Below are 21,959 nucleotides of genomic sequence, written 5' to 3'. Positions count from 1 at the left end.
TCTGATCCTACGGACTTGAGCCGAACATATCCTTAATCCAGCCCGCAACGCCTTTGCCATCTTCTTGTTGAGATTGCTGCTGTTGCTGCTGCTGTTGTTGCTGCTGCTGAATCGCGGCTTGCGACGCCTGACAGAGTTGGTCAGGGGAATCGGTCCAAACCGGGATACTGCGCGCTACGCCGCCCGTCAGGCCACCGCTGTTACAGACGAAGTTTCCACTGCCGTCGATATTCATGGTGGTGATGCCTTCCGGCACCTGCAAGGTCAGCGGCTGCGGCGTTTCGTTATCCAGATAGCGGCTATAGAGCACCAGCGCGCCGGTAGAACCCCACAGCTTAGACGGGCCGTTGTTATCGCGGCCAACCCAGGTGATCGCCACCTGATTGCCGTCGATACCCGCGAACCAGCTGTCACGCAGTTCGTTGGAGGTACCGGTTTTCGCCGCCAGATGCAAGTTCGGGAACTTGTTCGCCAAGGCGCGTGAAGTCCCCTCGGAAACCACCTGCTGCATCGCGTACATGGTCAGATAAGAAGCCTGAGCCGGAATAACCCGAACCGCCTGTGGGAAGCTCTGGTAGAGCACGGTACCGTCTTCCGCAATCACCGAACGCACGGCGGACAGTGGCGCTTTGTTGCCGCCGCTGGCAATGGTCTGGTACTCCTGCGCAACTTCCATCGGCGTCAGGGCAATGGCCCCCAACAGCATTGACGGCAGCTGGTTCAGCGACTCTTTTGGAATACCCAGATTAATCAGCTGCTTGGTAATATTATCCAGACCTACCGCCATACCGAGGTTAACCGTTGGCACGTTCATCGAGCGCGCCAGCGCGTCTACCAGCAGCACTTGTCCACGGAACTGGTGGTCATCGTTCTTCGGCGACCAGGTCTGGCCATTGGCCAGTTTCAGGGTTAGCGGCTGGTCAGCCAGCACGGTGTTCAGGCGGTATTTATCCGGCTGCGACAGGGCAGTCAGGTAGGTCGCAGGCTTGGCCAGAGAGCCGACCTGACGACGCGCCTGCATGGCACGGTTGAAGCCCGCAAACTGGGTTTCGGCGCCGCCGACCATGGCACGTACTTCGCCGGTGTAGCGGTCAACAATCACCATCGCGGTTTCAATGTCGTTCAACCCGCTCTTCTTACGCAGTAAAGGAATGCCTTCTTCCACGGCTTTCTCGGCGGAATCCTGAGAAATCGGGTCGAGGGTGGTAAAGATTTTCACCCCTGACATATCCTGCACTTTGTCGCCAAGCTTGGCCTGCAGCTCTTGACGCACCATCTGCATAAAGGCTGGCTGAGGAGAAATCACCCCGCCCTTCGGCTGGACGCCTAGAGGGCGCGCGCTGAGCATGTCATACAATTCTTGGTCGATAACCTTTTGATTAACCAGCAAACGCAGCACTAAGTTGCGGCGTTCAAGGGCCAGTTTCGGGTTACGCCACGGGTTGTACAGCGAGGCACCTTTCACCATGCCGACTAACAGCGCCTGCTGATCCAGACTCAGCTCATCCACCGGACGGCCAAAGTAGTAGAGGCTCGCCAGCGGGAAGCCGCGAATCTGATCTGAGCCACTCTGGCCGAGATAGACTTCGTTCAGATACAGCTCGAGGATGCGATCTTTGCTGTAGTTGGCGTCGACCAGAATCGCCATATAGGCTTCGCGCGCTTTACGGCTCAGCGAGCGTTCGTTGGTCAGGAACAGGTTTTTCACCAGCTGTTGGGTCAGCGTACTGCCGCCCTGCACCGCGTGTCCGGCGGTTAAGTTCGCCACCACCGCGCGGCCAATCGCCCAGAAGTTGATACCGTCGTGTTCATAGAAGTGACGGTCCTCGGTTGCCAGCAGCGTGTCCACCAGCAGGTCCGGGAAACCAGAGCGCGGCACGAACAGGCGCTGTTCACCGTTCGGAGATTGCAGCATGGTGATCAAACGCGGATCGAGGCGGAACAGCCCAAAGTCGCGGTTGTTGTCGAGGTTCTTAATCTCCGAAAGATGGTTATCTTCAAACATCAGGCGAGCGTTGATCTGGCCCTCTTTACCATCTGGGAAATCAAACGGGCGGCGCAGCAGATCAATGCTGTTGGCAGCCACGGTAAACTCGCCCGGACGGGTAATACGCGTTACTTGGCGGTATTGCGTGCCTTCCAGCAGGTTAATCATCTCTTTTTTGCTGTAGGGCATGTCCGGCTCAAGGTTGACCTGACGACCATACACCGCCGCTGGCAGCTGCCAGACTTTGCCATCAATACGGCCACGGATCTCAGTATTGAGATAGAAACCGTAAATCCCCATCAGAATGGCGAAGATGATGAACAGCTTAAACAGCAGCCAGAACCACCAGCGTTTTCTGCTGCGCGGCTTGCCCCCTTTGCCGGATTTCGCCGCTTTGCGTGGCGCGGCTTTGCGGGTCATACGCGACTCCCGACGGGTCTCTTCTTCATCGTCATAGTCGTCATCCGTTTCGCGGTCTTCTTCATAGTCATCATCGAATTCTTCATAATCGTCATCCCTACGGCGACGTACCGGACGCGAGCGCGAAGGCTTACGTCCTGCGGGTTTGCCTTTACGGCCAATCGGCTCGCGATCATCGCCAGACATGACAACTCTCCATAAAAACTGCTGTGTTCATAAATTGCGGCCTACTCTCTGCCTCGGTTGTGGCTATGACCAGAAGAAATCTCTGAAAAAAATCAGACAATTTCGCGTCTATCGACTTGGGTTTTCTGGTCATTGATATTTTTTGGTGCGACGCGTGGGCATTTCCACAGCCGGATTATCCGGCCAGGGGTGCTTAGGGTAGCGACCTTTCATCTCTTTTTGTACTTCGCGATACGTCCCTTGCCAGAATGCCGCCAAATCGGCGGTGATCTGCAATGGGCGCTGGGCGGGCGAAAGCAGCTCCAGCACCACGGCGACGCGGCCTTCGGCCAGCATCGGGCTGCGCTCCTCGCCAAACATTTCCTGCATCCGCACCGACAAAATCGGCGGCTGGTCAGCATAATAGCGGATTGGCAAACGGCTGCCAGTAGGAACGGTGTAATGGGTCGGCAGCGCCTTATCTAATCGCTGGCGCTGATGCCAATCCAGCAGCCGCAGCAGCGCGTCATGCAAATCCACCTGTTGCAGCATTTTGAGCGAGCGCACGCCGTTAAGCGACGGCGAGAGCCAATGCTCGAGGCCGTCAAGCAGGCTTTGGTCATCCATCGCGGGCCAGTCAGCTTCGGGCATCCATTTGGCGGCGCAAGTCAGGCGCAGGCGCAGCTGTTCGGCGGCTACCGACCAGTTAAGCGACGCCAAACCCTGCTGCCGAACCCAGTCAATCAGCGCCTGTTGTAAATCGGCGTCATCCGGCTTGGCCTGTGGGTTAGCTTTCAATACCAGCCGCCCCACCTGCCAGCGCCGCCACGCGCGTAGCGTGCCTTTCTCTTCATCCCACTCGACCGCAGTCTGCTCTTTGACAATTTGCGGCAAACGCTCGGCCAACTGGCTGGCATCCAGCGTCACTGCCAGCAAAATTCGCGCGTCTGGGCTGTTATTGCCATGCAACAGCTGCGGCGCCACCAGCCACGCGGCGCGGGTTAGCGCATCGTCCTGCGGCAGAGAAGCCCCGAGGCCGTTGGCTAACAAATAGCGGCCATCGGCTCCCCGGCGCTGGGCAATGCGGTCACTGAAGGCGGCGGCCAACAGCCACGGAGCCAGTGCCGCGTCCACCTGCCCTTTTTTGGCCGACACTCGCTGAGCTAGCTGACCAGCGCGGCGCTGCCAGTTGCCCTGCGGGCGACTGAGCCAGTAATCGATATCTGGTATGCCGCCGCGCGGAGGCTCCTCCAGCATGGCGGCCAGCAGCGCCGCCGTCGCTAAGGCATCGGCACCCTGAGCATCGGCGGCAATCAGCATCGCGGCAAGGCGCGGCTCGCAGCCGAGCTTGGCCATGCGCTGCCCCGCCGAGGTAAGTTTGCCCTGCTTATCCGTCGCGCCAAGAGAGTGCAGCAAGGTTTTGGCCGCCGCCATCGCGGGGGCGGGCGGCGCATCAAGCCAAGAGAGTTGGTCAGGCTGCTGGCAGCCCCACTGCAAAAGTTCGAGCCAGAAACTGCTCAGGTCGCTTTGCAGAATTTCCGCCTCGCCCTGCGCACTAGCGCGTTCAGCCTGCTCTTTGGCGAACAGGTGCCAGCACAGCCCCGGCTCCAGACGCCCGGCCCGGCCCGCGCGCTGGGTCATCGAGGCTTGGCTAATCCGCTGCGTCACCAGACGGGTCAGGCCGGAGCGCGGGTCAAACTGCGCGCTGCGTTCCAGCCCGCTGTCCACCACCAGCCGAATACCTTCGATAGTCAGGCTGGTTTCAGCAATATTGGTCGCGAGCACGATTTTGCGGCGGCCCGCTGGTGCAGGCTGAATCGCCTTTTGCTGCTGATCGAGCGTCAGCGCGCCATACAGCGGGCAGAGGTCGATATCGTCAGACACTCTCCCTGCCAGCAGGTTCTGCACGCGAGTGATTTCCGCCACGCCGGGCAGGAACAGCAGCATCGAGCCGCCGTTTTCGCTCATCAGGCGACTCACCACCCGCGCTATGCCTTCGTCGAGGCGCTCGTGGCTGGCGAGAGAAATATAGTGGCGATCCACCGGGAAGCTGCGCCCCTCGGAGACTATCACCGGCGCGTCGGGCAGCAGCGGGGTGAGTCGCAGATTGTCGAGGGTGGCTGACATAATCAGCAGCTTGAGGTCATCGCGCAGGGCGTTTTGCACGTCGAGCAGCAGCGCCAGCGCCAAATCGGCTTGCAGGCTGCGCTCGTGGAATTCGTCGAGGATAACCAGTGAGACGCCGCTCAGCTCAGGGTCGGCCTGCACCATGCGGGTCAGGATCCCCTCGGTGACCACTTCAAGACGAGTGGCGGCGCTGGTTTTGCTTTCCGCGCGCATGCGATAGCCGACGGTCTGGCCGGGCGTTTCACCAAGCTGCTGGGCCAGACGATAAGCCACGTTCTTGGCCGCCAGCCGACGCGGCTCGAGCAGCAGGATTTTACCGGGCAGGTTAGCCTGTTGCAGCAGCTGTAGCGGCAGCCAGGTCGATTTGCCCGCGCCCGTCGGGGCCAGCAGCAGTACCTGCGGCGCGCTTTTTAGCGCGGCTAATAAAGGGTCAAGTACGGCACTGACCGGCAAAGAAGATGACAATGAAAAAGCCCCATATGAGTTGATTTAAAGCGCCAGCATTGTAGCATCTGGGCCTGCTTCTGCCTTAAGGGAACCTGCAATGTCCGCTCAACGCCGTCTGTTTTTTGCTTTATCACTGCCACCGAAATTACAAAAACAGGTGATTAAATGGCGTGCTGATAATTTCCCGGCCGAGACAGGACGCCCGCTGACGGCGGCCAATTTGCATATCACTCTGGCCTTTTTGGGCGAGGTAAGCGAACAAAAAGAGGCGGCTTTGCGCGGCGTCGCGGGGCGAATCGATGCCAAAGCCTTCAGCGTGCAAATCGATGACGCGGGCCACTGGCCCGGAGCCGGCGTGGTTTGGCTCGGCACTCGGCGTGCGCCACGCGCGCTGCTGCAACTGGCCGAGGTGCTGCGCTCCCACGCGGCGCGCAACGGCTGTTACCAGAGCGCGCTGCCGTTTCATCCGCATATTTCGCTGTTCCGCGCCGCCACTCGTCCGGTCGCCATTCCTCCCGCAACGCCCAACTGGACGCTGGACGCCACCGAGTTTGGCCTGTACCAGTCCCTTTATGAGAGTGGCCGCACCCGATACTCCTTGTTGCAAAGCTGGCCGCTGTCGCCCGCCGCGCCTAACGACTAATTTCAATCAGGAAATGTCATGCACTTCGAGCCACCACTTCAACCCGCAACCCTGATCAAACGTTACAAACGTTTTCTGGCGGACGTGGTCACCCCAGAAGGTCAGGAATTAACCCTGCATTGCGCCAATACCGGCGCGATGACCGGCTGCGCTACGCCGGGCGATACCGTCTGGTATTCCACCTCCGACAACCCAAAACGCAAGTACGCTCATAGCTGGGAGCTTACCGAAACGCAGCAGGGGCACTGGATTTGCGTCAACACGCTGCGGGCCAACCAGCTAGTGCGAGAAGCGCTGGAATTAGGCGGTATTCCAGAATTATCTGCTTACAGTAAGATCTCTAGCGAAGTTAAATACGGCGCCGAAAACAGTCGCATAGATTTCATGTTACAGGCGGATAACGGTTCTGACTGCTATATTGAAGTGAAATCTGCCACCTTGTTGCAACAAGGATGCGGCTTCTTCCCCGACGCAGTGACCCTGCGAGGTCAGAAGCATTTACGCGAGCTTCAAGCGATGGCAGAACAGGGACAGCGAGCCGTTTTATTTTTCGCTGTATTGCATTCAGGCATTGAAAGCGTCTCTCCGGCACACCATATTGATCCGCGTTATGCAGCATTGTTGACGCAGGTACAGAAAAACGGTGTCGAAGTGATGTGTTACGGTGCAAAACTTTCTGCCGAGGGTATCCGCCTCACAGAACGTTTACCTCTGGCTACCCGCCAGTTTGTCGGATAACCCCTGTTATTAAAGCCATCGGCGGCGACCACATGGGGGCAGAGACTCTAAATTGTTCAATTTTTGAAGGATTAAGGAGTCGCGAATACGCTTTTCCTCACAGGTCTGTCAAGACCCTGCGATGATTAATTGCTTACCTCGTTGCCTTCTGGTATTTATAGCGGCCTGATTTTTTCCCCCTTTTGGGGATCGAAATACTCAACATCGTTGAATTACAGCAAGGCGGACAACGCAGCAGTAGCTTAAAGGATGAAGAGTATAGTGCGTTTTATGTAGGAGAAGCATCATGCAAGAAGGGCAAACCCGTAAGACATCGTCCTTGAGCATTCTCGCCATCGCTGGGGTAGAACCATACCAAGAGAAGCCAGGCGAAGAGTACATGAACGTCGCTCAGCTGACCCACTTCAAGAAGATCCTTGAAGCGTGGCGCAATCAGCTCAGGGATGAAGTTGACCGTACCGTTTCGCACATGCAGGACGAAGCTGCAAACTTCCCAGATCCGGTCGACCGTGCCGCTCAGGAAGAAGAATTCAGCCTTGAACTACGTAACCGCGACCGTGAACGTAAGCTGATCAAAAAAATTGAAAAAACGCTGAAAAAAGTGGAAGACGAGGATTTCGGATATTGCGATTCCTGTGGCGTTGAGATCGGTATTCGCCGTCTCGAAGCACGTCCTACCGCTGATTTGTGCATTGACTGTAAGACATTGGCTGAAATCCGCGAAAAGCAGATGGCAGGTTAAGTCTCGGGTCCCACGCGGTGCATTACGCACCGCGTTCCCTTAACAACGCAGCACCCTCTTTCGTTTCAAACTTCTTATGTCAGATACCCACGCCACGTCGCCCTACATCGGCCGCTTTGCTCCCTCACCTTCCGGTGAACTTCACTTTGGTTCTCTGATTGCCGCCCTCGGTAGCTATTTGCACGCCCGCGCCGCGCAGGGCCAGTGGCTGGTGCGTATTGACGATCTCGACCCGCCGCGCGAAATCGCCGGTTCCGCCGACAACATTCTTGCCACGCTTGAACGTTTTGGCCTGCACTGGGATGGTGAAGTGGTTTGGCAGTCGAAACGCCATGACGCCTACCGCGCCGCCCTAGACTCGTTGCACAACAATGGCCTGAGCTATTACTGCACCTGTACCCGCCAGCGCGTCGCCCAGCTCGGAGGCACCTATGATGGCCACTGTCAGCACTTAGGCCTTGGGCCTGAGAATGCGGCGATTCGCCTGCGCCAGACGCGCCCGGTTTACGCCTTCGACGATGATTTTCAGGGCCAACTGCACGCCAGCCAGACTCTCGCCGAAGAGGATTTTATTATCCGCCGCCGAGACGGCCTGTTCGCGTATAACCTCGCCGTGGTGGTCGACGATCACTATCAGGGAGTCAATCACGTGGTGCGCGGAGCCGACTTAATTGAGCCAACGGTGCGGCAGATATCGCTTTATCAGCATCTTGGCTACCCGCAGCCGGGATATTTGCATTTGCCGCTGGCGGTCAATGAGAGTGGCGATAAGCTTTCCAAACAAAATCACGCGCCCGGCCTGCCACCCGGCGACCCGCGCCCCGTGTTGTTGAAAGCGTTACAATTTTTAGGTCAAACCTTGCCGGAAAACTGGCAGGATTTACCATTAGATTTATTATTACGCTGGGCGATTGAACATTGGTCCCCCGCGCAGATGCCGCGTCAGCATGCGAAAGCTCCGCCAGATTTGACTTCGGCATTCTCAAAGTAGCCAGTGTGAGCTATGATTAGCCGCTGTTTTTGCGTCGCGTCATTTTTATCAGTCACTATCGAGGTGTCCCATTTTTACCCGAGTAGCCAATTTTTGCCGTAAGGTGCTAGTTCGTGAAGACAAAGTCATCCGTGAAGAAAACGCGGTGCCTGAACCAGCCCCTCTTCGTGAAGATAAAGACCGCCGCGACCCAACCTCCGTGGACTCTGCTTCCGTTGCCGACGGCAACCCAAGAACGCCGTCATCCCCACGCCGCGAACGCAGCGGCAATCGCGATAACCGTAATCGCCGTGATGACAATGGCAATCGAGGCGATCGACGCGGCAATAATGCGGCGCAAGGCGCGAGACAGCCATCCCGCTCTGCCCCTCGTCAGAACGAAAATCATGACAATCGCCGTTCAGCCAGCGAAGCGCCACGCGGCGATCGCCCATTCGTTGAACGTTACGTGACCGAAGAGCCGGCGAAGAAAGCCCGCGTCTCCTTTGATTACGAAGGCGAAACCCGCGCCATGACCATTATTCCTCGCGATGAGCACAACATCTCTCGTCGTGATATCAGCGAAAACGCCCTTAAAGTGCTGTATCGCTTAAATAAATCCGGTTACGAAGCCTACCTGGTTGGCGGCGGCGTGCGCGATTTATTGCTGGAAAAGAAACCGAAAGACTTCGACATCACCACCAACGCCACGCCTGAGCAGGTACGCAAACTGTTCCGCAACTGCCGTCTGGTAGGCCGTCGCTTTCGTCTGGCTCACGTGATGTTTGGGCCGGAAATCATTGAGGTCGCCACCTTCCGTGGTCATCACGAGCAGCAAGAAGAAGTGGAAGACAAAAACTCTTCCCAGCAGGCCGTCAACGGCATGCTGCTGCGCGACAACATCTTCGGCACCATCGAAGATGACGCCCAGCGCCGCGACTTCACCATCAACAGCCTGTATTACGGCGTGGCCGACTTCACCGTGCGTGACTACACCGGTGGCCTGCGTGACCTTGAAAACGGCATTATTCGCCTGATTGGTGACCCAGAAACTCGCTACCGCGAAGACCCGGTGCGTATGCTGCGCGCCGTGCGTTTCGCCGCCAAGCTGGACATGAAAATCAGCCCGGAAACCGCGCAGCCTATTCCTCGTCTGGCAACGCTGTTACAGGAAATCCCTCCGGCGCGCCTGTTCGAAGAGTCTTTAAAACTGCTGCAAGCGGGCAACGGCTACCATACCTACCTGAAGCTACGTGAATATCAGCTTTTCCAGCCACTGTTCCCGCTGATTGCGCGCCAGTTCACCGAAGAAGGTGACAGCCCGATGGAGCGCATTCTGGTTCAGGTGCTGAAAAACACTGACTTCCGTCTGCAAAACGATCAGCGCGTTAACCCTGCGTTCCTGTTCGCCGCGATGCTGTGGTATCCGGTGATTGAACACGCGCAGAAGCTGGCACAGGAAGGCGGATTGACCTATTACGATGCCTTCTCGCTGGCGATGAACGACGTGCTCGACGAGCAGTGCCGCACATTGGCGATCCCAAAACGTATTACTACGCTGGTGCGTGATATCTGGGCGCTGCAACTGCGCCTGTCTCGCCGTCAGGGTAAACGTGCGCATAAGCTGATGGAGCATCCTAAGTTCCGCGCCGCCTTCGACCTGCTGGCGCTGCGCGCCGAAGTCGAGCAGCATCGCGAACTGCAAAGCCTGACCGAATGGTGGGGTGAGTTCCAGGAAGCGACACCGGCCTCGCAGAAAAACATGCTGGGTACGCTGGGTGATGACGCCGCACCACGCCGCAGCCGTCCGCGTCGTCCGCGCAAACGGGCACCGCGCAAGGACAATGCGCAATGATTCGGGTCTACATTGCGCTCGGCAGTAACCTTGCCAAGCCTGTAGACCAGGTTAACTGTGCGCTGGAAGCTCTGGCGCACATGCCCCGCACCCAGCTGGTGGTCTGCTCGGCATTTTACCGCAGCAAGCCCCTCGGCCCGCAAAATCAGCCTGATTTCCTCAATGCCGTGGTGGCACTGGATACCGAACTGCCGCCAGAAGAGCTGCTCGACTGCACTCAGGCCATTGAACAGAATCAGGGACGGGTGCGAAAGCTGGAACGTTGGGGACCGCGCACGCTGGATTTAGACCTGCTGCTGTATGGCGATCGGGTGATCAACACCGAACGTCTGACCGTGCCGCATTACGACATGAAAAACCGTGAGTTTATGCTCTATCCGCTGGCAGAAATCGCGCCAGACGTGGTGTTCCCTGACGGCGAATCTCTGCAAACTGTTCTCACCCGCGTGCCGCTGAACGGGCTGGAACGCTGGTAACTCGCGGCCAGTTCATCTGGCCGTTGCTTATCTGATTACGACTTCTAAGCCACCCTGCTGGCGATTGCGATAACTCACCTGCAAGCCGTGCAACTGAGCGATACGCCGCACAATCGAAACGCCCAGCCCGCTGCCGGTCTGCTGTTGCCCCGGCGGCCGATAGAACCTCTCCCCCAGCCTCGCAAGGTGCGCTTCATCAATGCCCGGCCCCTGATCTTCAACCCGAATCCCCTGCTCGTCGAGCCACACCGTGACGTTCGACCCGCGCGGCGAATAGCGAACCGCGTTATCAATCAGGTTGCGCAGCATCAGCGAAAGCAACAACGGCTGGCCCTGAATCGTCGCCGGTTCGCCCAGAGGTTCAAAGCGCAGCGCGATGCCGCGGGCGTGCGCGGCGGCGTCCTGCTCACCCATCACCTGCATCAGCAGGCTGGCCCAGCTGATAGGCTCAAGCTCCTCTAACCCGTCAAAAGACTCCAGCCGCGACAGGGTCAGAAGTTGATCCACTAGCCGCGTGGCGCGATCAATGCTGGTAGTGAGATTCCCCAGCGCATGTTCGCGCGCGCTGGCGTCATCGCCGGAAAGCTGCACCACTTCGGTTTGAACGCGCAGCGCCGCCAGCGGGCTGCGCAGCTCATGGGCGGCATCCGAGGTGAAGCGGCGCTCGCGCACCAGCAGCTCGCCGGTGCGGCTAAACAGCGAGTTAAGGGATGTCACCAGAGGCAAAACCTCGGAGGGAACCTGCTGGGTGGAGATGGGCGCAGCGTCGTCAGGCGCGCGGCGATGAAGATCGTCCGCCACCCGGCGCAAAGGTTTTAGCTCGCGAGTGATCAGCAGGATCATCGCGAGAAGCAGGATAGGCAAGCTCGCCAGCCACGGCATTAACTGCCCGCTGACCAGCGTCCACGCCAGATCGTTGCGATAGTCATATTCTTGCCCGACCACCACGCGGAACTGCCCGTCGGCGGTGGTCAGCCACAGCAGTCGCCACGCGTCGTCATCCCCTTCCAGCTGGCTGTCGGTGAACCCCTGCGTGCTACTGTCAAAACGGATATGCTTGCCGTTCTCGCCGTCGTTGAGCAGCATCTTGCCCTGACGATCAAAAATGGCGAAGGTCAGCGCGTCATCGTCGGTATGGCCGCGATTGCCTTTATGCAGGATTTTCTTGGTTTCCGGCAGGCGCACGTCGTGCTCCACCGCCATCATCTCCGCCAGCCCCGCCCCTGCCAGTCGTTTGGCGAACAGTATCTGCTGGGTGTCGAACACTTCATTAATGTTGTGGCGAGTCTGCTGCCAGGCGATAACCGAGGCGGCCAGCCAAGTGAGCAGCGCCAAAAGGCCGAACAATAAAATCAGCCGCAGCCGCAAACTGAGACGCGCAAATCTAGCTCTCACTGGCCCTCCTCCGTGGCATCGCCCAAGGTGTAGCCCACGCCGTGGACGGTGCGGATAAAGCCGTTGCCGAGCTTCTTTCTCAAGTGGTGAATATGCACTTCAACTGCGTTGCTGCTGACCTCATCGTCCCAGCTGTAGAGCTTTTCCTGAATCAGCGGGCGAGGCAGAACCCGGCCTTTGTTGTTGAGAAACAGCTCCATGACGGTGATTTCACGCTGGGTGAGCACCACGACTTCGCCATTTAGCGTCGCGCTGCGAGAGGCGGGGTCGAATTGTAAACTGCCGTGGGTGACAATCGGGGTGATCTGCCCGTGGCGGCGGCGGATCAGTGCCTGTAGCCGCGCCGCGACCTCCACGAGCGCAAAAGGTTTGCACAGATAGTCATCGGCGCCGGCCTGTAGGCCACTCACCCGCTGTTCCAGTGCGTCACGCGCCGTAAGGATCAGCACCGGCGTGTCTTTGCCTTCGCGCCGCCATTCCCGTAACAGCTGCATACCATCGAGGCCCGGCAGGCTCAGGTCGAGAATCACTGCGTCATAAGGCGCGCTGTCGAGCGCCGCTTTGCCCATTTTACCGTCGGTAAACCAGTCAAGCGTAAACCCCAGCTTGCCCAACCCGGCCTTGATGCCGTCGCCAATCATGTTGTCGTCTTCAATCAGTAAAATGCGCATTGCTCTTCCTTAATATTCGCCCGAAATCTCCACTCTTTGATTATACGTCAACCACCTTAAGCAGTTCTTAAGATGTTCCGTGCCCTGAGCAGGAACTTCACTACCTGCTTATTCGGTCATACAGTAGAATGTCGGCAAGATATTCACCGAATGAATTGTTCACAGGAAGATCTCATGAAAGCTACAACCCTCAGCCAGTTACGCCAGTGGAAGCAAGAGAACCACAAGTTTGCGACCATTACCGCCTACGATGCCAGCTTCGCGCAGCTGTTCGCCGAGCAGGGTATCCCCGTGATGCTGATTGGTGATTCCCTCGGCATGGTGGTGCAGGGCCATGACTCTACCCTTCCAGTCACTGTCGAAGAGATTGCCTATCACACGCGCTGCGTGCGTCGCGGTGCGCCCAAGGCGCTGCTGCTGTCTGACCTGCCTTTTATGAGCTATGCCACCCCAGAGCAGACCTTTGCCAGCGCGGCCGTGCTGATGCGCGCCGGGGCCAATATGGTGAAGTTAGAAGGCGGAAGCTGGCTGTGTGAAACGGTGAAAATGCTCACCGAGCGCGCGGTGCCGGTTTGTGGTCATTTGGGCTTAACGCCGCAGTCGGTCAACGTATTCGGCGGCTATAAAGTGCAGGGCCGTGACGAAGTGGCGGCTAACCAGCTGGTGAAAGATGCGCTGGCACTCGAAGAAGCCGGAGCCCAGCTGATGGTGCTGGAGTGCGTGCCGGTCGAACTGGCGAAGCGCGTGACCGAAGAGCTTGCCATTCCGGTGATTGGTATCGGCGCGGGCAACGTGACCGACGGCCAGATTCTGGTGATGCACGACGCCTTTGGCATCACCGGCGGCCACACGCCGAAGTTCGCCAAAGACTTCCTGACGGAAGCGGGCGACATTCGCGGCGCGGTGCGCCTGTACGTTGAACAAGTCGCTCAGGGTGTCTATCCAGGCGAAGAACACAGTTTTAAATAAGAAGGGTTATCGACGTGCTGATTATTGAAAATGTGCCGCTGCTGCGCCGTGAAATTCGTTTTTACCGCCAGAACAACAAACGTATCGCACTGGTTCCCACCATGGGCAACCTGCACGAAGGTCACATGACTCTGGTGGAAGAAGCCAAAGCCCGTGGCGACGTGGTGGTGGTAAGTATCTTTGTTAACCCAATGCAGTTCGAGCGCCCTGACGATTTGGAGCGCTACCCACGCACCTTGCAGGAAGACTGCGAGAAGCTGAACAAACGCGGCGTGGACTTGGTTTTCGCGCCCTCACCGGCGGATATCTATCCAAAAGGCTTGGCTACCCAGACTCAGGTCGACGTGCCGGTTATCTCCACTATTTTGGAAGGCGCGAGCCGTCCGGGGCATTTCCGTGGTGTGTCGACCATCGTCAGCAAGCTGTTCAATCTGGTGCAGCCTGACGTCGCCTGCTTCGGCCAAAAAGACTTCCAGCAGTTGGCGCTGATCCGCACGCTGGTGGAAGACATGGGTTATGACATCGAGATTATCGGTGTACCGACCGTGCGCGCCAAAGACGGTTTGGCATTGAGTTCGCGCAACGGTTATCTCACTCACGACGAGCGCAAAACCGCGCCTGAGCTGGCGAAAATCATGAACCAGCTGGCCGAGCGCCTGAGCCAAGGCGAGCGCCACGTCGAAGAGATGCTGGAAGAGACGGCGCAGCAGCTACGCGACGCCGGCTTCACCCCTGACGAGCTGTTTATTCGCGACGCCAAGACCCTGCAAGAGCTGAATGTGGATAGCACGTCGGCCGTGATTCTGATGGCGGCGTGGCTGGGTAAAGCGCGACTGATTGATAATCAGCAGGTTGATTTGACGCAGTAGACAACGGGTACTAAATCGGCAAAGATGTGGTCGATCTGGGTATCGGATTTTTTGTATTTCATCAATTTGTTACCCCAAGCCTTCCCGCTGTCGCAATGAAGCAACAGTGTGAAAGTTAAAGGTAAATGAAGGGTCACCTACATGGTACGTACTATGCTCCAAGGCAAACTGCATCGAGTTCACGTGACTCAGGCTGATTTGCACTACGAAGGCTCCTGCGCCATCGATCAAGACTTCCTCGACGCGTCAGGGATTCTGGAATACGAAGCCATCGATATTTATAACGTTGATAACGGTCAGCGTTTTTCGACCTATGCTATCGCAGCTGAACGCGGCTCACGGATTATATCGGTGAACGGCGCGGCAGCGCGCTGCGCCTGCGTCGGCGACCTGCTGATCATCTGTTCTTACGTGCAGATGTCAGACGCCGAAGCCCGCAAGCACCAGCCGAAAGTCGCCTATTTCGAAGGTGAAAACCAACTGAAACGCACCGCCAAGGCGGTACCTGTTCAAGTGGCGTAACCTTGATTCAGGCATAAAAAAACGGGGCCACTGACTGGCCCCGTTTTTTTATTTTTAACCGCAATGAATCCACTAAATCATTTGTGATCTATCAAGGCGGCAACTAAGCGAACCCCAGGAGCTTACATCAGTAAGTGGCTGGGGTGAGTGCAGGCAGCCAACGCCGAGACAGCGCAAAAAACGGGGCAACTGACTGGCCCCGTTTTTTATTTTTAACCGCAATGAATCCACTAAATCATTTGTGATGTATCAAGGCGGCAACTAAGTGAACCCCAGGAGCTTACATCGGTAAGTGACTGGGGTGAGCGCAGGCAACCAACGCAGAGACAGCGCAAAGGATGACGTGGATTAGCTTCGCAAGCCGCGGCCACGCTCTATCAAATACCAAGCCAGCAAGTAAAACACTGCAATAAACGCCACCAACACGCCCATGGTGAACACCAGCGGAACATCGGTGATCCCCAAGAAGCCGTAGCGGAAGCCGCTGATCATATAGACAATTGGGTTGAGCTTAGAGACCGCCTGCCAGATTGGCGGCAGCAGAGTCAGCGAGTAGAACACCCCGCCCAGATAGGTCAGCGGGGTCAACACGAAGGTTGGGATCAGGCTGATGTCATCAAAGGTGGTGGCAAATACTGCGTTGAGCAGGCCGCCGAGGGAGAACAGGATCGCCGTCAGCAGCAGAGTCAGCGCGATAACCCACCATGAGTGGATCACCAGCGGCACGAAGAACAGTGAAATCGCGGTGACCAAAATCCCCACGCAGATACCACGCGCCACGCCGCCGCCGACATAACCGGCAATCACCACGTGCGTTGGCACAGGGGCCACCAGCAGCTCTTCAATATTGCGCTGGAACTTGGCGCTAAAGAAAGAAGAGGCCACGTTAGCGTAGGAGTTAGTGATCACCGCCATCATGATCAGGCCCGGCACGATGAACTGCATGTAGGTGAAACCATGCATTTGGCCAATCTGCGAACCAATCAAATTACCGAAAATGATGAAGTACAGCGTCATGGTGATCACTGGCGGAACCAGCGTCTGGATCCAGATACGCCCGAAACGGTTAATCTCTTTTAGCCAGATACTTTTGAGTGCAACCCAATACAATTGCGACATTATTTCGATTCCTCACTGCCGTTCACCAAGGTGACAAACAGCTCTTCCAAACGGTTAGCCTTGTTACGCATACTCAACACCTGCACGCCCTGATTGCTCAGTTGGCTAAACAGCGAGTTCAGCCCCTGTTCGCGCATCACTTCCACTTCCAGCGTCGAGGTATCCGTCAGCTTGTGGCGATAGCCTTCCAGCTGCGGCAGATTACTTTTCGGTGCCAAGTCGAGAATGAAGGTTTCAGATTTCAGCTTCGAAAGCAGCTCTTTCATGCTGGTGTTTTCCACCAGCTGGCCGCCCTGAATAATGCCGATGTTGCGGCACAGCATCTCCGCTTCTTCCAGATAGTGGGTGGTCAGGATGATGGTGGTCCCCTGGGCGTTAAGCTCTTTAAGGAAGCCCCACATGGAACGGCGCAGCTCGATATCCACCCCGGCGGTTGGTTCATCGAGGATCAGCAGCTTCGGCTCGTGCATCAGCGCGCGGGCAATCATCAGGCGGCGCTTCATCCCCCCCGACAGCATGCGGGAACGCTCGTTGCGCTTGCCCCACAGATCCAGCTGGGTTAGGTATTTTTCAGCGCGCTGTAAAGCCAGCGGGCGCGGAACGCCGTAGTAACCGGCCTGATTGACCACCACTTGCATGACGGTTTCAAACGGGTTGAAGTTGAACTCCTGCGGCACCAGCCCGAGCTGGCGCTTGGCGTTGACGATATCCTTATCGATGTCGTAACCAAAGACTCGAACCTTACCGGCAGATTTATTCACCAGCGAGCTGATGATGCCAATGGTGGTCGATTTACCGGCACCGTTTGGCCCGAGCAGCGCGTAGAAATCACCTGCTTCTACCTTGAGGTCAATGCCGCGTAAAGCCTGCACACCACCGGCGTAAGTCTTGGTTAACTTCTCCAGTTCCAATGCGTATGTCATAAGTGGAGCTTACCTTGTGTAGAGAACCTTGTTATAAATTCTGGCGTTATGATTTGTTGCTTAATGGGATGCTGAATCGATATGAAATAGCGGAGTGTTGCCCTATATTAACCCATCGCAGTTGATCGGTTACAGGCTATTAACGTCCATGAATGACATTGAAACACTTAAAAATAATAACGCCCTTTGGTCAAAAACCATGGTGGAAGAAGATCCAGGCTTCTTCGAACGTCTTTCCGAATCGCAAAAACCCCGCTTTCTATGGATTGGCTGCTCAGACAGCCGTGTGCCTGCTGAACAACTGACCGGGCTTGAGCCTGGCGAACTCTTCGTTCACCGTAACGTCGCCAATCTGGTTATCCATACCGACCTTAACTGCCTGTCCGTGGTGCAGTACGCCATCGACGTGCTGGAAGTCGAGCACGTGATTATCTGTGGGCACTACGGCTGTGGCGGTGTTCAGGCGGCGGTAGAAAATCCTGAGTTGGGGCTTATCAACAACTGGCTGCTGCATATTCGCGACATCTGGTACAAACACAGTTCACTGCTCGGCGAGCTTTCCCCAGACCAGCGTCTGAACAAGCTGTGCGAGCTGAACGTGGTGGAACAGATTTACAACCTCGGCCACTCAACGGTGATGCAGACCGCGTGGAAGCGTGGACAAAAAGTCTCGCTACACGGCTGGGTTTACGGCATTCAAGACGGGCGTCTGCGCGACCTCGAAGTGACCTCCACCAGCCGCGAAACGCTGGAACAACGTTACCGCCAAGGCGTCTCCGCCCTACTGCATGGCAATCCGCAGTAACTGTACAAAAGAATAAAAAGCAAAAGGCACATTATGTGCCTTTTTTTGTGCCTTTTTCCGGCGTGTCGCTCTGTGTGTACTGCCCGAGCTAGAAATACTAAGGCGGGCAGCCAGCCACTTACTCTTCGAGCATAACCACTTTGCCGACGTACGGCAGGTGGCGATAGCGCTGGGCGTAGTCGATGCCGTAACCCACCACGAATTCGTCGGGGATGGCGAAACCTACATATTCGACTTTCACGTCCACTTCGCGGCGCTCGGGTTTATCGAGCAGCGTGCAGATTGCCAGAGATTTTGGGCCGCGCAGTTGCAGCAGTTCGCGGACTTTGCTCAGGGTGTTGCCTGAGTCGATGATGTCTTCGACGATCAGCACATCTTTGCCACGGATATCTTCATCCAAGTCTTTAAGGATTTTAACATCGCGGGTGGTGGACATGCCGTTGCCGTAGCTGGAGGCGGTCATGAAATCCACTTCGTGGGAAACGTCAATGGTGCGACACAAGTCAGCCATAAACATGAATGAACCGCGCAACAGCCCGACCAGCACCATATCACTGCCGCTATCACGGTAGTGCTCGGTGATTTCACGGCCTAACTCAGCAATTCGGGTTTTGACTTCCTGCTCGGAAATCATGACGTCTACTCTGTGTTTCATATAAAGCCTAACCACCTGGAATTTGAAAGAGTCATCGCCACCACTGACCGTGATGGCGACCTTAAAGCGCGGGGATTATAACAAAGAACCAGTTAATGAGTAACGCCGTCGGATCAACCAATGCCCGCCTGATGTAAATCATGCAGATTTATCGCCCCGACCAGCACGCCGTCGCTGTTCACCACCGGCGCGGCGCTGATGTTCTGCTGGTGCAGGGCTTCCAGCGCCTCGCCCGCACGCCACTGTTCCGGAAGTTGGAAGCCGGGGCGGGTGATGGCATTCATTAGCGGCTCGTCGAGAGTATGACCTTTCACCAGCCAGCGGCGTAGGTCGCCGTCGGTAAATACCCCCACCACGTGGCGCTGTTTGTCGCAGACCGCAATCAGGCCCAGCCCGGTTCGGCTCAGCTCCAGCATGGCATTCATGACATTTTCGTCGCTGTCGATAACCGGCAGTCGGTCGCCGGTGCGCATCAAATGGTGAACGCGATTGAGTAAGCGCGCGCCGAGGCTGCCGCCCGGATGTGAGCGAGCAAAGTCCTCGGCACCGAAGCCGCGATGGCGCATTAAGGCCATCGCCAGCGCGTCGCCCATCATCAGAGTATTGACCGCGCTGGAGGTCGGGGCCAGCCCCATCGGGCAGGCTTCGCGCTCTACGCCGACGTCAATAATGGCATCGGCGGCCTGCGCCAGCGGGGAGTCTTTGCCACCGGTGATAGCAATCAGCTTGGTTTGGTTTTCGGCTAATAGAGGCAGGATCATATCCAGCTCTTTGGCGCGCCCAGAATAGGAGATGAAGATCAGCACGTCGTTGCTGCCAATCATGCCTAAGTCGCCGTGCAGCGCCTCGGCCGGATGGACGAAGAAGGCTGGCGTGCCGGTGCTGGCGAGGGACGCGGCAATTTTCTTGCCGATGTGCCCGGATTTACCCATTCCCGACACCACGGCTTTGCCTGTGCAGTTGAGCAGCAACTGGCAGGCTTCGACGAAATTGTCATCCAGCCGAGTCAGCAGCCGTTGCGCCTCTTCGATTTCGATTTCCAGCGTTTCCCGCGCAAAGCCCAGCAGCGACTTTTTCATCTTCTTCTCCCCTCAGAATGATGTGAATATCATTTTTTTCAGCCGCGTTACCATACAGTCTGCTGAGGCGAATGTCAGTGATCGACATATCGACTCAACAAACAAAGGCCTTAACTGGAAACCGTAAATCCAAGCATCATGCCGGTGTCTTCGTGTTCCAACAGGTGGCAGTGAGCCATGTAGGACTGCTCTTTGCTCGCCAGATAGTTGAAACGCACCAGCACCTCGCTGCGCCCGCCCTCCACTCTCACGATGTCTTTCCAGCCCGCGCGGTGCGCCGCTACTGGCTTACCATTCTCAGACAGAATGCGGAACTGGGTGCCGTGAATGTGGAACGGGTGCAGCATCATGTCGCCTTCACCGGAAATGGTCCATTTCTCGTACTGGCCCTGTTTGACATCAAAGGCCGGGCTGTTCATGTCATAAGCTTTGCCATTGATTCGGTTGCCGGTCATCAGGTCGAACTTGCCGTCATCCTTCTTACTCATGTCCATGCCTGCCATGTTGCCGTGGTCGTCATGGGACATGCCCTGCATATTCATGCCCGCCATATCGTGGCCGCCGTCGCCTGAGCCGTGATCCATGCTCATGCCCGCCATGGACTGATGCCCATAGCGCGCCATCAGCGCCGCCATGCCCTGCTGGTCAAGGCGCGGATCCATGGAGAGCTGCAACCAGCGGGTTGGCAGGCCATCGACGGAAACCAGCTCCGGCAGTGTGATCAGTTTATCCGGTATGTTCTGCTCGCCCTGCGTCAGGGTCGGCTGCACGCGCAGCACCGGCAGAGGTTTATCGAACGGCGCAAGGGTCATGCCCATCTGAGTGACCGGCAGGGTGACGAGGTCGAAAGCTTTGGCATCCGGGCAGTTGACCAGCACTTCGAAACGTTCGCCGGGCAGCATCGGCAGCTCGCTGAGTTTCACCGGCTCGGCGAGGAAGCCGCCGTCGCTGGCAATCACGTAGAGTGGGCGACCGTCGCTGGTTGAGACATTGAGGGAGCGCGCATTACAGCCGTTGAGCAGGCGGAAACGCAGCCAGCCGCGCGACACGCCGTGCTGCGGGAAGACCACGCCATTGGTCAGCATGTGTTGACCAAACCAGCCCACGGCGGCGGTCATCACATCCATCTGGTAGTCGATCTGCCCGGCGTCGTTCAGGCGCTTGTCCTGAAGAATCAGCGGGATATCATCCACGCCCCAGCGCGACGGCAGTTGCAGCTGGTTGCTTTCGTCATCTTCAATCAGTACCAAACCGGCCAGCCCCATGGCCACCTGATAGCCACTGGTCTGATGCGGATGCGGATGGAACCAGCAGGTAGAAGCAGGCTGGTCGAGGGAGAACTGCACCGTGCGGCTGGCACCCGGCGCGATGACGCCCTGCGGGCCGCCGTCCACCTGACCGGGAATTTCCAGCCCGTGCCAGTGTACCGTGCTGGCGACATTCAGTTGGTTATTCACCGTGACCGTCACCGGCTCGCCGCGTTTGACGCGCAGCGCGGGGCCGAGGATATTGCCATTAATTCCCCAGGTTTCGGTATTCACGCCCGGCGTAAACTGGCTCTGCCCGCGCTGTAAATTCAGCACCATCACGCCTTTGGCGTTGGGTTTGAGCAGCATGGGAATCGGCAATGCTGGCCTGTCAGCAGCAAATGCCAGACGGCTCCAGCCCGGCAGCGTAGTGGCCGCCCCCATCAGTGTTGTCCATTTAATAAAGTCACGACGATGCATGTTCAGATCCTTTTGGCGATGTTCCGTGCCTCTGTCGGGGTTGGCAAAGAACGGGCAGATATAAGACAGAGGGTAAACCTTCCACCAAGGGAAGGGTCAAGCAGCATTGCCGACAAAAGAAATTTAGTGTGACTCAGGGCAAATATGTTAACGTCGTTTCATTCTATCTGAGCCTGCTTTTTTCTCTTTATAAAGAACCACTCCATGAAAAAAACGACGCTAACCCTGATGTTGCTCGCCCTGCTCGGATTCTCCTCCGCCAGCCAGGCCCTAAGCGAATCAGAGGCTGAAGACCTGGCGGATTTGACAGCCGTCTTCGTGTATTTGAAAAATAATTGCGGCTACGAACAGCTTCCTAATTCGCAAATTAAGCGCGCGATTGTGTTTTTCGCTCAACAAAACCGTTGGGATTTAACCAATTACAGCAGCTTCAACATGCAGGCGATGGGTGAAGACAGCTACCGCGACCTGAGCGGGATTGCCGTCGCCAAACCGACCAAGTGCAAGGCGCTGGCTCGCGACTCCCTGAGCCTGCTGGCCTACTCCTCTAACTAACTCCCCTCCACGCCCGGCTTTTGCAGCTTTTCACTGACTTTCGCCTCTAGCCGGGCCGCTCTCCAGCGTATTTCCCCACCTCAGCTACACTTATATTCCT

20 protein-coding genes are annotated in these 21,959 nt (G+C 57.0%); 11 read left to right on the top strand and 9 right to left on the bottom strand.

Annotated elements, in window-relative coordinates:
* Window positions 1-7 precede the first annotated feature (7 nt).
* Window positions 8-2,593: a bifunctional glycosyl transferase/transpeptidase gene (gene mrcB / locus SBO83_RS11965; RefSeq protein WP_396131651.1), complete on the bottom strand. Its 2,586-nt coding sequence runs from the start codon at window positions 2,591-2,593 to the stop codon at window positions 8-10.
* A gap of 129 nt (window positions 2,594-2,722) precedes the next feature.
* Entirely contained in the window at window positions 2,723-5,164 is a 2,442-nt protein-coding gene (gene hrpB, locus SBO83_RS11960) for an ATP-dependent helicase HrpB (RefSeq protein ID WP_396131650.1), read from the bottom strand.
* 79 nt (window positions 5,165-5,243) lie between these two features.
* On the opposite strand from hrpB, the gene thpR reads away from it, so the two are divergent.
* From thpR to folK, 6 genes are all read left to right on the top strand, one after another.
* Entirely contained in the window at window positions 5,244-5,789 is a 546-nt protein-coding gene (thpR, locus tag SBO83_RS11955; RefSeq protein WP_396131649.1) for an RNA 2',3'-cyclic phosphodiesterase, read from the top strand.
* An 18-nt stretch (window positions 5,790-5,807) separates the two neighbouring features.
* Complete coding sequence (gene sfsA, locus SBO83_RS11950) at window positions 5,808-6,527, top strand: DNA/RNA nuclease SfsA (RefSeq protein WP_396131648.1); 720 nt, start codon at window positions 5,808-5,810, stop codon at window positions 6,525-6,527.
* Window positions 6,528-6,813: 286 nt separating this feature from the next.
* Window positions 6,814-7,269, top strand: coding sequence for an RNA polymerase-binding protein DksA (dksA, locus tag SBO83_RS11945; protein ID WP_034787382.1), 456 nt, complete (start codon window positions 6,814-6,816; stop codon window positions 7,267-7,269).
* 76 nt (window positions 7,270-7,345) lie between these two features.
* A complete protein-coding gene (gene gluQRS / locus SBO83_RS11940; RefSeq protein WP_396131647.1) occupies window positions 7,346-8,260 on the top strand; it encodes a tRNA glutamyl-Q(34) synthetase GluQRS in 915 nt (304 codons plus the stop codon).
* Between the two features lie 511 nt (window positions 8,261-8,771).
* Window positions 8,772-10,094, top strand: a complete 1,323-nt coding sequence (gene pcnB / locus SBO83_RS11935) for a polynucleotide adenylyltransferase PcnB (protein WP_396131713.1) — start codon at window positions 8,772-8,774, stop codon at window positions 10,092-10,094.
* On the top strand, window positions 10,091-10,570 hold the full coding sequence (folK, locus tag SBO83_RS11930; protein ID WP_353501027.1) for a 2-amino-4-hydroxy-6-hydroxymethyldihydropteridine diphosphokinase: 480 nt from the start codon (window positions 10,091-10,093) through the stop codon (window positions 10,568-10,570). Before pcnB ends, folK begins: the two co-directional genes overlap by 4 nt.
* Window positions 10,571-10,597: 27 nt before the next feature.
* Here folK and qseC read toward each other — a convergent pair whose 3' ends face one another.
* Together qseC and qseB are read right to left on the bottom strand one after the other, a co-directional pair.
* A complete protein-coding gene (qseC, locus tag SBO83_RS11925; RefSeq protein ID WP_396131646.1) occupies window positions 10,598-11,965 on the bottom strand; it encodes a quorum sensing histidine kinase QseC in 1,368 nt (455 codons plus the stop codon).
* Window positions 11,962-12,636: a quorum sensing response regulator transcription factor QseB gene (gene qseB, locus SBO83_RS11920; RefSeq protein WP_396131645.1), complete on the bottom strand. Its 675-nt coding sequence runs from the start codon at window positions 12,634-12,636 to the stop codon at window positions 11,962-11,964. The genes qseC and qseB overlap by 4 nt, the downstream gene beginning before the upstream one ends.
* A 174-nt stretch (window positions 12,637-12,810) precedes the next feature.
* Here qseB and panB point away from each other — a divergent pair, with 174 nt between their 5' ends.
* The 3 genes from panB (at window position 12,811) to panD (ending at window position 14,996) form a co-directional block, all read left to right on the top strand.
* Window positions 12,811-13,605, top strand: coding sequence for a 3-methyl-2-oxobutanoate hydroxymethyltransferase (panB, locus tag SBO83_RS11915; RefSeq protein ID WP_353501024.1), 795 nt, complete (start codon window positions 12,811-12,813; stop codon window positions 13,603-13,605).
* Window positions 13,606-13,619: 14 nt separating this feature from the next.
* Window positions 13,620-14,474 carry a pantoate--beta-alanine ligase gene (gene panC / locus SBO83_RS11910; RefSeq protein ID WP_396131644.1) on the top strand — a complete coding sequence of 285 codons (855 nt, stop codon included), beginning with the start codon at window positions 13,620-13,622 and terminating at the stop codon, window positions 14,472-14,474.
* Between the two features lie 141 nt (window positions 14,475-14,615).
* Entirely contained in the window at window positions 14,616-14,996 is a 381-nt protein-coding gene (gene panD / locus SBO83_RS11905; RefSeq protein WP_353501022.1) for an aspartate 1-decarboxylase, read from the top strand.
* A 348-nt stretch (window positions 14,997-15,344) separates the two neighbouring features.
* Here panD and SBO83_RS11900 read toward each other — a convergent pair whose 3' ends face one another.
* Together SBO83_RS11900 and SBO83_RS11895 are read right to left on the bottom strand one after the other, a co-directional pair.
* Window positions 15,345-16,115 (bottom strand): ABC transporter permease, encoded by a 771-nt coding sequence (locus tag SBO83_RS11900; RefSeq protein ID WP_353501021.1) that lies wholly within the window; start codon window positions 16,113-16,115, stop codon window positions 15,345-15,347.
* A complete protein-coding gene (locus tag SBO83_RS11895; RefSeq protein ID WP_353501020.1) occupies window positions 16,115-17,038 on the bottom strand; it encodes an ABC transporter ATP-binding protein in 924 nt (307 codons plus the stop codon). Before SBO83_RS11895 ends, SBO83_RS11900 begins: the two co-directional genes overlap by 1 nt.
* Window positions 17,039-17,186: 148 nt before the next feature.
* Here SBO83_RS11895 and can point away from each other — a divergent pair, with 148 nt between their 5' ends.
* Window positions 17,187-17,843: a carbonate dehydratase gene (can, locus tag SBO83_RS11890; protein WP_034787270.1), complete on the top strand. Its 657-nt coding sequence runs from the start codon at window positions 17,187-17,189 to the stop codon at window positions 17,841-17,843.
* A gap of 118 nt (window positions 17,844-17,961) precedes the next feature.
* On the opposite strand, the gene hpt is transcribed toward can, so the two are convergent.
* From hpt to cueO, 3 genes are all read right to left on the bottom strand, one after another.
* Window positions 17,962-18,498, bottom strand: a complete 537-nt coding sequence (gene hpt, locus SBO83_RS11885) for a hypoxanthine phosphoribosyltransferase (protein WP_034787258.1) — start codon at window positions 18,496-18,498, stop codon at window positions 17,962-17,964.
* 113 nt (window positions 18,499-18,611) lie between these two features.
* Window positions 18,612-19,577: an arabinose-5-phosphate isomerase GutQ gene (gutQ, locus tag SBO83_RS11880; RefSeq protein ID WP_396131643.1), complete on the bottom strand. Its 966-nt coding sequence runs from the start codon at window positions 19,575-19,577 to the stop codon at window positions 18,612-18,614.
* 110 nt (window positions 19,578-19,687) lie between these two features.
* Window positions 19,688-21,304 (bottom strand): multicopper oxidase CueO, encoded by a 1,617-nt coding sequence (gene cueO / locus SBO83_RS11875; RefSeq protein ID WP_353501017.1) that lies wholly within the window; start codon window positions 21,302-21,304, stop codon window positions 19,688-19,690.
* 204 nt (window positions 21,305-21,508) lie between these two features.
* On the opposite strand from cueO, the gene SBO83_RS11870 reads away from it, so the two are divergent.
* Window positions 21,509-21,859, top strand: coding sequence for a YacC family pilotin-like protein (locus SBO83_RS11870; protein WP_396131642.1), 351 nt, complete (start codon window positions 21,509-21,511; stop codon window positions 21,857-21,859).
* The last annotated feature ends 100 nt before the right edge of the window (window positions 21,860-21,959 follow it).

Origin of the sequence: Ewingella allii, assembly GCF_044430645.1 — a bacterium.
Classification (GTDB): Bacteria; Pseudomonadota; Gammaproteobacteria; order Enterobacterales; family Enterobacteriaceae; genus Ewingella; species Ewingella allii.
Note: the sequence above shows the minus strand (reverse complement) of the source record. Positions and strands in the feature narration are given on the sequence as shown.